The sequence below is a fragment of the Pseudomonas sp. S2_H01 genome, from assembly GCF_054668305.1.
The window spans coordinates 6,276,811-6,290,114 of record NZ_CP162756.1; the positions used below are offsets into that span (position 1 = coordinate 6,276,811).

A 13,304-nucleotide genomic window follows, 5' to 3' on the forward strand; every position below is an offset into this window, starting at 1 on the left:
TGATTGTCATGATTCTGCACCCTAGGATTGATCCCACACAACCGACCGCGTCACCGAACGCGATAGTCATCGCGGCTTGCGTGCCGGTCATTATCGAGTCCGTCGCACATGGAACAGGCATCGAACCTGCAGCAGCGCAACATTGAAAAGACATCGAGTGGATGGCTCAACGGACTGATCGGCGTGATCATCTTCAGTGGTTCACTGCCCGCAACCCGCATCGCCGTGCTGGAGTTCGCGCCGGTCTTTCTGACGGTGGCCCGAGCCTCCATTGCAGGCGTCGTGGCGTTGTGCGTGCTACTGCTGCTGAAACAGAAACGCCCCGCGCGCTCACAGCTGCTGCCCTTGTTTATCGTCGCTCTGGGCGTGGTGGTCGGCTTTCCCCTGCTGACCGCATTGGCACTGCAATACGTGACTTCGGCGCACTCGATCGTCTTTGTCGGCCTGCTGCCGTTGGCCACGGCGACCTTTGCCGTGTTGCGGGGTGGCGAACGTCCGAGGCCGGTGTTCTGGGTGTTTTCGACACTGGGCAGTACGGTGGTGGTGGGCTTTGCCGTCTCGCAGGGGCTGACGGCCTCGCCGGTTGGCGATCTGTTGATGCTGCTGGCGATCCTGGTGTGCGGCCTGGGCTACGCCGAGGGTGCGAAGCTCTCGAAGACACTGGGCGGATGGCAAGTGATCTGCTGGGCACTGGTGCTGTCATTGCCGGTCATGCTGATCCTGATGGAGTTCACCGCGCCCCCTTCGCTTTCGCACATTTCGCTGCCTGCCTGGCTCAGCCTGGGTTACGTGTCGCTGTTCAGCATGCTGATCGGGTTTGTGTTCTGGTACCGGGGTCTGGTGCAGGGCGGTACCGCCGCCGTCGGCCAGCTTCAATTGCTGCAACCGTTTTTCGGACTGGCCCTGGCCGCAACCCTGCTGCACGAGCAGGTCAGCCCTGGCATGTTGGCAGTGACCGTCGCGGTGATCCTGTGTGTGGCGGGTGCACGCCGGTTTTCCCGCTGAGCCTGAGCGGACTCAGTTCGCCAGGGCGTTCGATGCGCGCTTGATGTACACCAGCAAACCGCTCAAACAGATCAGCACCATGCCGAACACCGACGACATGACCGGATAACTGTCGAAAAACACCATGCCGTACCCGGTCGCGAAAACGATCTGCAAGTAACCCAGCGGAGCAAGCAAGGAGGACGACGCGTACTGGTAGGCCTTGGAAATCAAAAAGTGCGCCGACAGCCCCATGCCACCCAGAATCAACAGCAGCACCCATTGCGATGCACTGGGCGACACCCAGTAAAAGGGCACGACCAGGCTCAGCAACGCAGTGCTGAACACGCCCACGTAAAAGCTGCACACCCACGGGCTGTCAGACTCGCTCGCCAGCTGCGTCAACAGTTGATACAGGGCGAAGAAGAACGCCGTTGCCAGCGGAAATAACATCCACAGCGAGAAGCCATCCCCCGTCGGGTTGATCACCACGAGCACGCCGACAAAGCCCACGATCACCGACAACCACTGCAAGCGATCCGCCTTGATGCCGAACAGCAAGGGCGACAGGAGCGTGACGAAGGCCGGCGCGAGAAACACCAGTGCTGTCGACTCCGCCAACGGCACATGGGTGAGGCCAAATAAAAAGGTCAGGCTGTCGGCCAGCAGCACCACCGCTCTGAGCAGATGCAGCCAGGGACGTTGGGTGTGAAAGACGTTTTTGTCGCCACTCTTCGCCCGGTTCCGGAGGATGACACTGGTCACCAGCACGGTGTGAATCAGGTAGCGCGCCCACGCCACGAATATCACGGGAAGCGCAAGAATCAGGACTTTGGACACCGTATCGTGACTGGCAAACGCCAGCGCTACGCTGGCCATCAACCACATACCGATGACATGACGGTGGGAACGGGTAGACGAATTCATCGGGCCAACCGGGGATGGAGTGAAAGACGGGAACACCGGGCGGAGTACACCACAAGCAGGCACCGCGTCCAATGCGCAGCCTAAACTGCCGGGTTTGCGCCACCTCGGGTAGTCTGAAAACGCGCGCCAGATGCGCAGCAGCGACCCGGCGGTCAATTTCAGCCTATATAATCGCCTCCGCGTGCGCTCGATTGCCCGCCCTCGCCCGTCCCCTTCAGGAAGTCGCCACACGATATGAGTGTCAAGGAACCCGAAAAATCCGGCGCCGTGCCGCGAATGGCCGATGTCGCCAAACTGGCGGGCGTCTCCAAAATGACCGTGTCGCGGGTGCTGGCCGGGCGGGATGTGTCGCCCTCGACGACTCAACGGGTGCAAGCAGCGATCGATAGCCTCGGCTACTTGCCGGACGCCTCGGCCGGGATGCTGTCGAGCGGACGCTCCGAGTTCGTCGTCGCGCTGGTGCCCTCGCTGGTCAGTTCCAACTTTGCCGACACCGTGCGCGGCCTCAACGACGTGGTTAGCAAACAGGGCTTGTGCCTGTTGCTCGGCGACACCGATTACCACCTTGAACAGGAAGCGCTGCTGGTCCGCACCTTGCTGCGGCACCGTCCGCTGGGGGTGATGCTCACGGGCAGTTCGCACCTGGACAGCACCCGGCAAATGCTGCGCCAGGCGCAGGTCCCGGTGGTCGAAACCTGGGACGTGCCCGACGACCCTATCGAACAGTCCGTGGGTTTTTCCAACGCCGACGCCGCCGCGACCATGGTTCGTCATCTGCACGACAAGGGGTATCGGCGCATCGCGTTCATCGGCGGCGCTTCGATGCTCGACCATCGCGGCCAACAGCGCCAGCGGGGCTACCTGACCGCCCTGACCGCCCTGGGGCTGGAACCGCGGATCATCGAACATGGGGAATCGCCGATCACCATGAGTCATGGCGGCGAATCTGTGGCATTGCTGTTTGAGAAATGGCCCGACACGGATGCCGTGATGTGCGTGAGCGATCTCTCAGCGTTCGGCGCGATCATGGAATGCCATCGCCGAGGCCTGAACGTGCCGCGTGACATAGCCGTGGCCGGATTCGGCGACTTCGAAGTTTCACGCTATTGCACGCCGAGCATCACCACGATTGCCGTTGACCCTTATGACATCGGCCGTCGTGCGGGAGAGCTGCTGCTGGCAGGCGCCAACGCCCGCCGCGAAGGCCTGCCGCGGCCTTCAGCGGTGGTGGTGACGGGGTACGAAATCCTGGCCAGAGAGAGCACCTGACGCGTTAGCCTGGCAGCGGTCCTGAAATCATCTAGCGCGATGTATCAGACTGACCGCGTCTACTGGATTTACTGTCGCTGCGCGCCAGATCGCGGGCAAGCGCGCTCCTACGCCCTGCGGGCAGAATCAAAGCCTCCAGAAGAGGCTGTACATGTGGCGTGAGGAAGACAGTTGCTACGGCCTCCGGCCAGATCAATAACAGACGGTAGACCGTCAGATCGCGACCCAGCGGTTATCGCAACTCGCTTCTGCCCGGAGGGCGTGGGGGCAGACCGCAGTCCCGCTTCTGCCCGGAGGGCGTGGGAGCAGTCGGAGGTTACGACGGCCGCGATCTGGCGCGCAGCGGCAGTAAAGCCAGCCGCATCGACGCTCCAGATACACCGCGGTCGCCGACTTCGCTGCCCTTACTCCGCAGATCGATGGCACGCCAGGTGACGACCACCGCCCAACATCAAACACCTGGCATCCCGAAGCCTCTCCTACCGACTACGGCTCACACGCCAGACCCGGTTCCCCACATCGTCGGCCACCAACAACGAACCTTGCTTGTCGAGGATCACGCCTACCGGCCGGCCTTGCGCGTCGCCGTCGGCATTCAGGAACCCGGTCAGGAAATCCACCGGCATCCCTGATGGCTGGCCGTCCTTGAAGCCAATGAACACCACCTTGTAACCCGCCTGCGGATTGCGGTTCCACGAGCCGTGCTCGCCGACGAACACACCCTCGGCAAAGTTGTGTGGCATACCGCGGGCGTCGGAGTAGGTCAGGCCCAACGGGGCAACATGGGTGCCCAGCGCGTAATCCGGGGCGATGGCTTTGGCGACCATTTCAGGACGCGGCGGCTGCACGCGGCTGTCGACGTGGTTGCCGTAATAGCTCCACGGCCACCCATAAAACGCCCCGTCTTTCACCGACGTAAGGTAATCAGGCACCAGGTCACTGCCGATTTCGTCGCGCTCGTTGACCACCGTCCACAGTTCATCGCTGCCTGGCTTCCAGATCAGCCCGTTAGGGTTGCGCAGGCCGCTGGCGAACAGGCGTTTCTGCCCGCTCTTGACGTCGACCTCCCAAATGGCCGCCCGACCTTCTTCCGCCTCAAGGCCGTTTTCACCGACATTGCTGTTGGAACCCACGGTGACATACAGCTTGGAGCCGTCACGGTTGGCCACGATGTTTTTGGTCCAGTGATGGTTCAGGCCCGCCGGCAGATCAGTGACCTTTACCGGCGTCGCGCTGATCTCGGTCTGGCCGTCCGTGTAAGGCACCTTGACGATCGCATCGGCGTTGGCAATAAACAGCTCGTTACCGATCAGCGCCATGCCGAAGGGCGACATGAGTCCGCTGACGAACACCTTGTGCACCTCGGCCTTGCCATCGCCATCAGCGTCACGAAGGATCGTGATGCGATTGGCACTCGGGGCTTCAGCACCGACGCGGCTCATCACAATGCCCGACGCCGTGCGCTTGACCCAGGCCATCAACCCCGTCCCGCCATCGGTGACACCTTCAGGCTTGGGCGGCGTGTTGCTTTCGGCCACCAGCACGTCGCCGTTCGGCAGGCTGTACAGCCAGCGCGGGTGCTGAAGATTGTCCGCCAGCGCCTGGACCTTGAAACCGTCGGGCGCTTTCGGCGTCTCGCTCCCGCTCCAGCCTACCGCCTTGGACACTTTCAAGGTCGGGATGACAGAGCTGACAGGCTCGGGCAATTGCGGCTTGGGACCAACACCGGCCTGAAAAGGCAACTTGGAAGACTCACCACAGGCGCTGAGCAACGCAGCAGCGGTCATCAGCAGTGCACATCGGCGCAACACAATCATCTTGTAACCTCGCGACGGCCATCCGTGGGCCAGTGTTTAAAAATCAACGTCTTTCGAAGTATGGCCATGTCGCCTGACGTCAAACAGCGTGCGGGGCACACATCAGATTTGTTTTTCAGGCACGAATCTACCGACCGTGTCGTCGAGGCATCGGTTCAACGCTTCATGCGCAACCCACCCGGCACGCTCGTATCCGCTCACCAGGCCAGGCGCAGGACCGAGTTCTGCGCGCAGTTCGCTCAGCATCAGCGAGACGAGCCTACGCAACACGATTAGCCCTGTGGATTTTTACCATTTCTATTATTTATTAACGTTGCCAAGACAATTTGCGTTAAGAGTTCACGCAGTGCTGGACAAGCACGCACAGACCGTTTTCATAACCGGAATTTTTGATGGACATCAACGACCCCAATGCTCCAACGCTCTACCTGATCCGCCACGGTGAAACCGACTGGAACGCCAGGCGCCTGCTGCAAGGTCGCCGGGACATCCCACTTAATGAGGTCGGCCAGGGTCAGGCCGTGGTTTCAGGGACTTGCCTGAAGTGGCTGTTACCCGTGAATGCGTCAGTGGACTTCATCGCCAGCCCGTTGAGCAGAACCCGCCAGACCATGGAAATCGTTCGTCGGCAACTGGGCCTTGATGCGGCGGACTACCGCACTGACGACCGCCTGATTGAAATCAATTTTGGTGAGTGGGAAGGCATGGACTGGCAACAAATCGCCGAGCGTCAGCCTGAACGCTTCGAGGCGCGTCAGGCCGACCCGCTGAATTTCATTCCCAAAGACGGTGAAAACTATCCACACGTGTTTGAACGCGTCGGCAACCTGCTCAAGGCGCTGCAGCGCGACACCGTATTGGTGGCCCATGCGGGCGTGCTACGAAGCTGCCTGGCGTTGTTGACTGAGGTGCCCGACGCCGAGGTCCCCTTGCTGGAGATTCCTCAGGATCAGGTGCTGGTGATTCGCGGCGGCAGGTTTGCCTGGATGCGGGTCAGCCTGGCGGCAGAGGGCCTTCGCTGTCAGTGAGCTGAATGATGGGCAGGACCGAGCACTTAACGGTGGGAGTGAATGTGCTCAGGCAGACTGATGGTCGGGCGTTCAGCAGGGATGATGGACTGGCTTCTTCGTGAGCACGCTCACTCCCACAGATGCTGAGTGCCTGAAGAAAAACCGCTTCGCGAATGTTCCATGACATGCACGAACACCTTTCACCAATCCAGCGTGATCCGGCTCTCAAAAAACCGCTCCTGGCCGCTGACCGGATCGACAAAGCGCAAGCCTTGGGCCAAGAGCTTCAACGGTTTGTCGTAATCATCCACCGCGTCCTTGATCACCTCGGGATAGAACGGGTCGTTACAGATGCCCGCTCCGAGCGCCGCCATGTGCACCCGCAGTTGATGCTTCTTGCCGGTCACCGGGTAAAGACCATAGCGCCACAGTTCGCCGTTTTTCTCGCACACTTCGATCCGGGTTTCGGTGTTGCTCTGCCCTTCCCCTTCCTGCATGCGGAAGAACGGTTCGCCATCGACCAGTCGGGTTTTGTGCACCCGCGGGAATTCAAGTTCGGGCAGCGCACGGGCAATGGCCTCGTAGCGCTTATCGATCTGGCGGGTGGGGAACAAGGCTTGATACGCCGGACGGGTTTGCTTGTTGGCGGAGAACAACACCAGACCCGCCGTGTGCCGATCGATTCGGTGCAGCGGCACCAGGTTCGGGTTGTCGAGCGTGCGTATCAAACGCCGCAGCAGGGTCTGTTCGACGTATTCACCGGCGGGCGTCACCGGCAAAAAGTGCGGCTTGTCCGCGACCACCAGATGTTCGTCGGCATACAGGATCGTCTCCTGCACCGGAATCACCGTTTCGTTGGGCACTTCACGGAAGTAATGAATCCGCAGCCCCTCGCGATACGCCAGATCCACTGCAATCGGATTTCCCTCACCGTCCAGCACGCGGCCCCGGGCAATACGATCGAGCCACTGCTCACGGGGGATCGCATTGAACCGTTCGCACAGGCAATCGAGTACCGTCAGCCAAGGTCCCGGCGGTAAATAAAGGGTGCTGGCCTGACGGTGGGCGGGCGTGAAAACGGGTTCGGACATGGGTAACTCGGATCGGGATGGCAGACGCGACAGCGCTGCATTATTACCCAGCGCCTTGGGCTTGTGCGAGCGACGCGGCCAAGGCAGGTCCCTCACCCCGTTGAGCCTGTGTTTCCAGGCCCTTCGCGTGCGCGTGACGAAATGTCGCAGGCCAATCGCGTACCAGTTGTCTGACATCTACATGACAGCGGTAGATGGCGGATTTGATTTGTTCTAAAATGTTTCTAAATCGGCAAGCAGGCGCGAAACCGAAGGTAAACGACCTTTTTCAAGGTCGACTTCGAAAACGCCTGCCAGACCTGAACTCATAAAAAGAAAGCCCGTCCTCGACGGGCTTTTTTCGTTTTCAGCGTTTGTACAGCGCGCCATGCGCCCACGCCGGACTTGCAACGTCGGCACTGAAGACTCGAGACACCCGGTGTCTTGCACTGCCCACGACAGATTTTCTATTTCAAACTTTGAGGTTTCACCATGCTCGGTCAACTGTTTCAATGGATCAAACGCCTGTCCACCGGTACCACTGCCGAGAGCGAAGACAGCTATTCGCAATCGTTCTCTGACGAAGAGCGCGATGTCGGTCGCTGGACCTTCATGTCGGTGTCCATCGTCTTCACCCTGAGCCTCTACGTCGTCGCCGGCCTTGGCTACTACGCCAAAGTGCACGTCTGGGATGGCATGAGCGAAGCGCAGAAAGAAGCCGTGGCCAAGGCCATGGTCGTGGACACTCAGTACCTGTAAGGCCGCTGTCTGCAAGGCTGCTCTGGCCTAACGCAAAAACATCACCACCTGCCCGGTGTCGAACGGCCAGTCCAGTTCGGCACCGGTGTCAGTGCGCCGCAACACCGGGATGCGCAGGCCATAGGCATCGTTCATGGCTTCGCTCTCAGCGATATCGATCAATTCCACCAACAGTCCATGCTCGACCAATGGCATCAACTCGGCCTCTGCGACTTCGCACAAGTGACAACCCAGCGTACTGAACAGTTGGCATTCCGGCGGCATGACGAGACCCTTCGAGCAAGACACGGGAATGCCAGTTTAGGCCTGCCCTGAAATGCCGTCGAGTCTGAAGCGCCGTCTGGAAAACGCGCTGGAACGGTCCAGCACCGGTTTTTCGAAACATCGATAACCGACCCAGCCATAACACAACACCGCCGTCATCATCAGCGCCGAGAACAGCACATTGTCCAGCAGCGAGTCAGGGCGCGCGCCAAGCATTTGCCAGACACGCCCGATCACCCCCAGCACCAGCAGGTGCGACAGGTACACGGTGTAGGACATGTCGCCCACGGCGACCAAAAAAGCAGGCATTCGAAGGTGCCTACGGCGCTCCAAAACCGCCAAGCCCAGAATCAGCGTGCCGAACACGGCGCTCACGGCCAGCATGCGCAGCATTCCCACGCCGTCGAACAGTCGGTAATAGCCGATCAGTCCAATACCCGGCAGCAGCGCGGCAACCAGCGCAGCACCGACGAGCGATGTCGGAATCCTCGCGCTGAGACGACTGTAAAACAGCAACGCCAGCGCAACGCCGACGATGAACTCAAGCCCATACGGATGCAGCATGATCTGCAAGGCGGGACTGTAGTCCTGCCAGTCTTGAACGCTGTTGAAGATCACCAGCATCGCGGCCCAACCGACAAGCAACGCAGGGAGCGAGCGCTCGCGAAAGCACATGAGGCCGGTGAACACCAGGTAAAACCACAGTTCGAACAGCAGCGACCAGGCCACCATCACCAGCAGCACTTTATCGTTGGGCAGCAACAGGAATGACATCAGCAGGTTGGACGAGCCGTGGGTGCTGTTGACCATGCCCGGCTGCACCAGCAGCACGGCCAGTGTCAGGCCGTAATACAGCCAGTAGGTCGGGTAGATGCGCGACACGCGATTGAACAAAAAACGCTTCGACTCGGCCACGCTCTGGAACCGCCCGCGGCTGACGATCACCATGACGAAGCCGCTGACAATAAAGAACAGATCGACACCCAGCTGGAAGAAATCCAGCAAAGGCGGCAACAAAATGTCCCCGCCTGAATATTTGTGTTCCACCGCCGTCATGTGAAAGAGCACCACGCCCAACACGGCAACGCCCCTCAGCCCCTGAAGGGAATAAATGCGTTCCATCGACTGCTCCTACAACGGACGCGATCCACAGGATGGCGACAAATCAGGAAGGTCGACGGGCAAACATCCGGCGCTACGCTGCGCAAGGCCGTGCTTACCCGTTCGCGGATAAGCATAGCCAAGCGCCAACATCACGCCTCAATCGTGGCTGACGGCACCGATCTTGTGGATCGACAGGTCGGCGCCGTAATACTCCTGCTCCTGACTTAATCGCAGCCCCAGGCACAGCTTGATCACGCCATAGACAAGGAATCCGCCTGCCAGCGCGATCAGTACGCCCAGTGCGCTGCCAATCAGCTGGCTGATCAGACTGACCCCGCCGATTCCCCCGAACGCTGTCTGGCCAAAGATGCCGCAGGCAACACCACCCCACACACCACAGAGCCCATGCAGCGGCCAGACACCCAATACATCGTCGATTTTCCAGCGGACCTGCGCAGCCGTGAAACACCAGACGAACAGGGCTCCCGCGATAACACCGGTGACCAGGGCGCCGACCGGGTGCATCAAATCAGATCCTGCGCAGACCGCCACCAGTCCCGCCAACGGTCCGTTGTGCAAGAAGCCGGGGTCATTGCGACCGACGAGCAAGGCCGCCACCGTGCCGCCGACCATCGCCATCAACGAGTTGACCGCCACCAGGCCGCTCACGCCGTCCAGTGTCTGAGCGCTCATCACGTTGAACCCGAACCAGCCGACAATGAGAATCCATGACCCGAGGGCGAGAAAGGGAATGCTGGAAGGCGGATACGCGACCAGCTTGCCGTCGCGATATCGGCCGTTGCGCGCCCCCAACAAGGTCACCGCCGCCAACGCCAGCCAGCCGCCCATGGCATGCACCACCACGGAGCCTGCGAAGTCATGGAAGCTGGCGCCGAACGTGTTTCGCAACCATGACTGCAGGCCAAAGTTGCCATTCCAGACCATGCCCTCGAAGAAGGGATAGACAAACGCCACGATCAGCACCGTCGCGCACAATTGCGGGGCGAAACGCGCCCGTTCGGCAATACCGCCGGAGATGATCGCGGGGATCGCGGCAGCGAAGGTCAGCAGGAAGAAGAACTTGACGAGGCTGTAGCCGTGATCAGTGGCCAGGACCGCCGCCGGCTGCAGGAAACTCACGCCATAGGAAATCCAGTAGCCAATGAAAAAGTACGCCAGGGTCGATACCGCGAAATCACTGAGGATTTTCGACAGCGCATTGACCTGGTTCTTTTGCCGAACGGTGCCAACTTCAAGAAAGGCGAAACCGGCGTGCATGGCCAGAACCATGACGGCGCCGATCAGAATGAACAGGGTATTGGTGCTATGGACGAGAGTGTCCACCGCACTTGGGACATTTTCCATCGAGGGGCAGGCCTGCAATTAATGAAAAGCACCAAGGCAGAACAATCCTTCCGTCGTCGCACGCAAATAGCACCAATACAGAGCAAGGAAAGGGTTGGCTCACCCGCTTTGGTGCACGACCACAGATCGAAAAATTGCACGCCTGAGTGGTTTTCTCGATTTTAAGGTGATGAATCAACGTCTCGTCGACGTTGCCGACACTGCGCGCTCTTCTTTGGAGCGCGCCGCCTCCCTGGCGCACCATCCCACAGCAAAAGTTGTACCAGCCCTTATGCAGACAAGTTGCGGGAATTGGAATGAACCTTCAGTAATGCGCCATACTCGAAATCCCATATCGCCACCCCAACGGAGAACACCATGGCTCGCCCAACAGCAGAGAAAGCCCAGGACATTTTGATGGCAGACTTCCAGACACTGGTTGCCGACACGGAAAAACTGCTGGCGCACACGGCCTCCCTCGCAGGCGATCAAGCTGACGTCCTGCGCGATCAGATCAATGAAAGCCTGCAGCGCGCCCGTGAAACCCTGGCCCTTGCCGAAGAAACCCTTCGCGAACGCGGTAAGGAAGCGGTCGTTGCGACCGAAGAATACGTTCAGAACAACCCGTGGCAGTCCGTCGGCATTGCCGCCGGTGTCGGGTTCCTTCTGGGCCTGCTGGCCACAAGGCGCTGATTGATATGACGCCGGGAACAGGTCCATCCGAGACCGATCACACGTCGTCGCCGCGCCGTCTGGGTGCGGCCTTCCTGGGCCTGCTGCACAGCCATGTCGAGTTGTTCGGCATTGAACTGCAGGAGCAGAAAGCCCGCACCGTCAGCCTGTTGTTGTTCGCCGGGCTGGCGTTGGTATTCGCCCTTCTGCTGCTCATCGGGCTGTCGGCATTGTTGTTGATTCTGGTGTGGGACAGCTACCGCCTGGCCGGCATCATTGGCTTGTGCGTGTTCTATACGCTGGCCGCGCTGTTTTGTGCCATGCGCCTCAAGGCAGCGATTTTCGATGAGTCTTCACCCTTCCATTCGACGCTGGAAGAACTGGCCAACGACCGCGAGCGACTGATGCCATGAGCCTGCCTGAATTGCCTCAGACCCATAATCGTCGAGAACTGCGAAAGGCGTTGATTCGCCTGCGCATGGAAATGCATCGCCAGGAGATTCGCCACGAATCGGCCCAACTGATGCGTCCGCTGCATCGTATGCGCGGTATGGCCCACGACTTCCCCGGTTCACTGGGTATCAAACACGCGCCGCTGTGGGGAGTCGGCATCGTTTCCCTGCTGGGCTTCCTGACCGGCAAAGGTGCGCGGAGCAAACGAACCGGCAGCGTCACGCGACTGGTCAAACTCAGCGCCACCCTCATGCCGCTGATTAGACTCATCCTTCAGAGCCGCGGTCGCCGTCCCTGAGCTGGCCATTTGGCTGCATTCTTGCAAACAAACCTGACCCGCGCCTTTGTCCAATGGTTCACATTGGACAAAAGCGCGTCGTCGCGTCAGAAAATGCTGCGCGCAGCAACGTTGTGCAAGAACAACAAAGCCAATAACCACTCATGAGGAGGCCATGTGATCGATGGGCAACCGCTAGCTTGCTTTCAGCCGTTCATCGATACCGCCACAGGCCGTATTGCCGGGGTAGAAGCGTTGGGACGCCTGCGTCAGGATGACGGCCGCCTGCAGTCGGTCGGCCCCCTGTTCGCAGACCCCAAACGCCCCGCTGCCGAGTTGCGTCGACTGGACCGCCTGATTCGGGATAACGCCCTGGGGCGTTTGCATGAGGTTCCTGGCGACTGGTTCCTGAGCCTCAATATTTCACCGCGCTGGATCAGCCGTCTGCGCCCCGGCCAACCGCTGCCAAGCCTCAAACAGTTGCAACGTCATGGCATCCCACCTCAGCGCATCGTCTTCGAAATCACCGAACTGGGCGGCGACAGCCAGCGCTTGAGTGACGTCGTGGCGCGTTACCGTGAAGCCGGGGCGCGCATCGCCATCGACGACTTCGGCGCCGGTTATTCGCAGCTGGATCGCGTCCTCGCATTGCAACCGGACATTCTCAAGCTGGACATGCGCCTGTTTCAGGCCGCTGCCCGCGGCGGACCCAGCAGCGATGTGGTCAGGGCCTTGGCCCAGATGGCTGAAAAAACGGGCTGCTGGATCATCGCCGAAGGTGTCGAAACCGAGGCCGAACTCCACTTCGCACTGGAGTGCGGCTCACGCTACGTGCAGGGCTTTCTGTTCGCCAAGGCAGAAATGGAGTTCTTCGCGGCCGATGCGTTTGTCGAACGATTCGCCGAACTGCGCGATCGCTACGTGATGCAGAAAGTGGTCGAGCGCGAGCGCCTGATGAATCTGCGCAAACAGCTCAGTCAGCTGATGCTGCGCCTGCAAGCCTGGGCCGAGGGCGATGCCCCTTTAGACGAGTTGCCGGACGTTCAGGAGTACCCCTGGCTTCTGCGGTTCTACCAGTGTGACCGACACGGCACGCAACTCACCCCCAACGTCGAGCGGCGCAACGGCGCGTGGACGGCCGATACCCGCTACCTGGGCCATAACTGGTCGTGGCGCCCCTACTTCTATCATCTGCTTGCAGAGGGTTGGCATGAGCGGCGGTTGACGCTGTCCAACACCTACCGTGACGCCACCAGCAACCAGTACTGCCTCACCGCTGGGCAGTTCTTCGACAACGGACAGCGACTGTTGCTGATCGACGTCGACGCGGCGGGATTTTAATCCCGCACTCGGC

15 protein-coding genes are annotated in these 13,304 nt (G+C 60.2%); 8 read left to right on the forward strand and 7 right to left on the reverse strand.

Translation table 11 applies throughout. The features are described from left to right. Positions 1-108: 108 nt before the first annotated feature. Positions 109-1,005, forward strand: a complete 897-nt coding sequence (locus AB4N84_RS28260; protein WP_460044289.1) for a DMT family transporter — start codon at positions 109-111, stop codon at positions 1,003-1,005. Between the two features lie 12 nt (positions 1,006-1,017). Here AB4N84_RS28260 and AB4N84_RS28265 read toward each other — a convergent pair whose 3' ends face one another. Further along, positions 1,018-1,911: a DMT family transporter gene (locus tag AB4N84_RS28265; RefSeq protein WP_460044291.1), complete on the reverse strand. Its 894-nt coding sequence runs from the start codon at positions 1,909-1,911 to the stop codon at positions 1,018-1,020. A gap of 234 nt (positions 1,912-2,145) precedes the next feature. Between AB4N84_RS28265 and AB4N84_RS28270 the strand changes: the two genes are divergently transcribed. Further along, positions 2,146-3,180: a LacI family DNA-binding transcriptional regulator gene (locus tag AB4N84_RS28270; protein WP_460044293.1), complete on the forward strand. Its 1,035-nt coding sequence runs from the start codon at positions 2,146-2,148 to the stop codon at positions 3,178-3,180. A gap of 479 nt (positions 3,181-3,659) precedes the next feature. On the opposite strand, the gene AB4N84_RS28275 is transcribed toward AB4N84_RS28270, so the two are convergent. Beyond that, on the reverse strand, positions 3,660-4,997 hold the full coding sequence (locus tag AB4N84_RS28275; protein ID WP_460044294.1) for a PQQ-dependent sugar dehydrogenase: 1,338 nt from the start codon (positions 4,995-4,997) through the stop codon (positions 3,660-3,662). 392 nt (positions 4,998-5,389) lie between these two features. Between AB4N84_RS28275 and AB4N84_RS28280 the strand changes: the two genes are divergently transcribed. Beyond that, positions 5,390-6,025 (forward strand): histidine phosphatase family protein, encoded by a 636-nt coding sequence (locus tag AB4N84_RS28280; protein WP_460044295.1) that lies wholly within the window; start codon positions 5,390-5,392, stop codon positions 6,023-6,025. Positions 6,026-6,207: 182 nt separating this feature from the next. On the opposite strand, the gene AB4N84_RS28285 is transcribed toward AB4N84_RS28280, so the two are convergent. After that, complete coding sequence (locus AB4N84_RS28285; protein ID WP_460044296.1) at positions 6,208-7,098, reverse strand: pseudouridine synthase; 891 nt, start codon at positions 7,096-7,098, stop codon at positions 6,208-6,210. A gap of 213 nt (positions 7,099-7,311) precedes the next feature. After that, complete coding sequence (locus AB4N84_RS28290; protein WP_460044297.1) at positions 7,312-7,590, reverse strand: hypothetical protein; 279 nt, start codon at positions 7,588-7,590, stop codon at positions 7,312-7,314. Here AB4N84_RS28290 and AB4N84_RS28295 point away from each other — a divergent pair. Next, entirely contained in the window at positions 7,570-7,836 is a 267-nt protein-coding gene (locus AB4N84_RS28295; RefSeq protein WP_074753282.1) for a hypothetical protein, read from the forward strand. The two genes, AB4N84_RS28290 and AB4N84_RS28295, sit on opposite strands and share 21 nt — an antisense overlap. A gap of 27 nt (positions 7,837-7,863) precedes the next feature. On the opposite strand, the gene AB4N84_RS28300 is transcribed toward AB4N84_RS28295, so the two are convergent. The 3 genes from AB4N84_RS28300 to AB4N84_RS28310 form a co-directional block, all read right to left on the reverse strand. Further along, complete coding sequence (locus tag AB4N84_RS28300; RefSeq protein WP_074753283.1) at positions 7,864-8,100, reverse strand: glutaredoxin family protein; 237 nt, start codon at positions 8,098-8,100, stop codon at positions 7,864-7,866. 36 nt (positions 8,101-8,136) lie between these two features. Further along, positions 8,137-9,222, reverse strand: a complete 1,086-nt coding sequence (locus tag AB4N84_RS28305) for an acyltransferase family protein (protein ID WP_460044298.1) — start codon at positions 9,220-9,222, stop codon at positions 8,137-8,139. A 138-nt stretch (positions 9,223-9,360) separates the two neighbouring features. After that, a complete protein-coding gene (locus AB4N84_RS28310; RefSeq protein ID WP_460044300.1) occupies positions 9,361-10,569 on the reverse strand; it encodes an ammonium transporter in 1,209 nt (402 codons plus the stop codon). A gap of 357 nt (positions 10,570-10,926) precedes the next feature. Between AB4N84_RS28310 and AB4N84_RS28315 the strand changes: the two genes are divergently transcribed. The 4 genes from AB4N84_RS28315 (at position 10,927) to AB4N84_RS28330 (ending at position 13,291) form a co-directional block, all read left to right on the forward strand. Further along, on the forward strand, positions 10,927-11,241 hold the full coding sequence (locus tag AB4N84_RS28315) for an ElaB/YgaM/YqjD family protein (RefSeq protein ID WP_074753286.1): 315 nt from the start codon (positions 10,927-10,929) through the stop codon (positions 11,239-11,241). Positions 11,242-11,246: 5 nt separating this feature from the next. After that, positions 11,247-11,633 carry a phage holin family protein gene (locus AB4N84_RS28320; RefSeq protein ID WP_074753287.1) on the forward strand — a complete coding sequence of 129 codons (387 nt, stop codon included), beginning with the start codon at positions 11,247-11,249 and terminating at the stop codon, positions 11,631-11,633. Beyond that, positions 11,630-11,971, forward strand: coding sequence for a hypothetical protein (locus tag AB4N84_RS28325; protein ID WP_074753288.1), 342 nt, complete (start codon positions 11,630-11,632; stop codon positions 11,969-11,971). Before AB4N84_RS28320 ends, AB4N84_RS28325 begins: the two co-directional genes overlap by 4 nt. 156 nt (positions 11,972-12,127) lie before the next feature. Continuing rightward, a complete protein-coding gene (locus AB4N84_RS28330; RefSeq protein ID WP_460044302.1) occupies positions 12,128-13,291 on the forward strand; it encodes an EAL domain-containing protein in 1,164 nt (387 codons plus the stop codon). Positions 13,292-13,304 lie beyond the last annotated feature (13 nt).

Coding starts and splice junctions, on each gene's coding strand:
- AB4N84_RS28260 (WP_460044289.1), top strand. CDS start 109: ATGGAACAGGCATCGAACCTGCAGCAGCGCAACATTGAAAAGACATCG.
- AB4N84_RS28265 (WP_460044291.1), bottom strand. CDS start 1,911: ATGAATTCGTCTACCCGTTCCCACCGTCATGTCATCGGTATGTGGTTG.
- AB4N84_RS28270 (WP_460044293.1), top strand. CDS start 2,146: ATGAGTGTCAAGGAACCCGAAAAATCCGGCGCCGTGCCGCGAATGGCC.
- AB4N84_RS28275 (WP_460044294.1), bottom strand. CDS start 4,997: ATGATTGTGTTGCGCCGATGTGCACTGCTGATGACCGCTGCTGCGTTG.
- AB4N84_RS28280 (WP_460044295.1), top strand. CDS start 5,390: ATGGACATCAACGACCCCAATGCTCCAACGCTCTACCTGATCCGCCAC.
- AB4N84_RS28285 (WP_460044296.1), bottom strand. CDS start 7,098: ATGTCCGAACCCGTTTTCACGCCCGCCCACCGTCAGGCCAGCACCCTT.
- AB4N84_RS28295 (WP_074753282.1), top strand. CDS start 7,570: ATGCTCGGTCAACTGTTTCAATGGATCAAACGCCTGTCCACCGGTACC.
- AB4N84_RS28300 (WP_074753283.1), bottom strand. CDS start 8,100: ATGCCGCCGGAATGCCAACTGTTCAGTACGCTGGGTTGTCACTTGTGC.
- AB4N84_RS28305 (WP_460044298.1), bottom strand. CDS start 9,222: ATGGAACGCATTTATTCCCTTCAGGGGCTGAGGGGCGTTGCCGTGTTG.
- AB4N84_RS28310 (WP_460044300.1), bottom strand. CDS start 10,569: ATGGAAAATGTCCCAAGTGCGGTGGACACTCTCGTCCATAGCACCAAT.
- AB4N84_RS28315 (WP_074753286.1), top strand. CDS start 10,927: ATGGCTCGCCCAACAGCAGAGAAAGCCCAGGACATTTTGATGGCAGAC.
- AB4N84_RS28320 (WP_074753287.1), top strand. CDS start 11,247: ATGACGCCGGGAACAGGTCCATCCGAGACCGATCACACGTCGTCGCCG.
- AB4N84_RS28325 (WP_074753288.1), top strand. CDS start 11,630: ATGAGCCTGCCTGAATTGCCTCAGACCCATAATCGTCGAGAACTGCGA.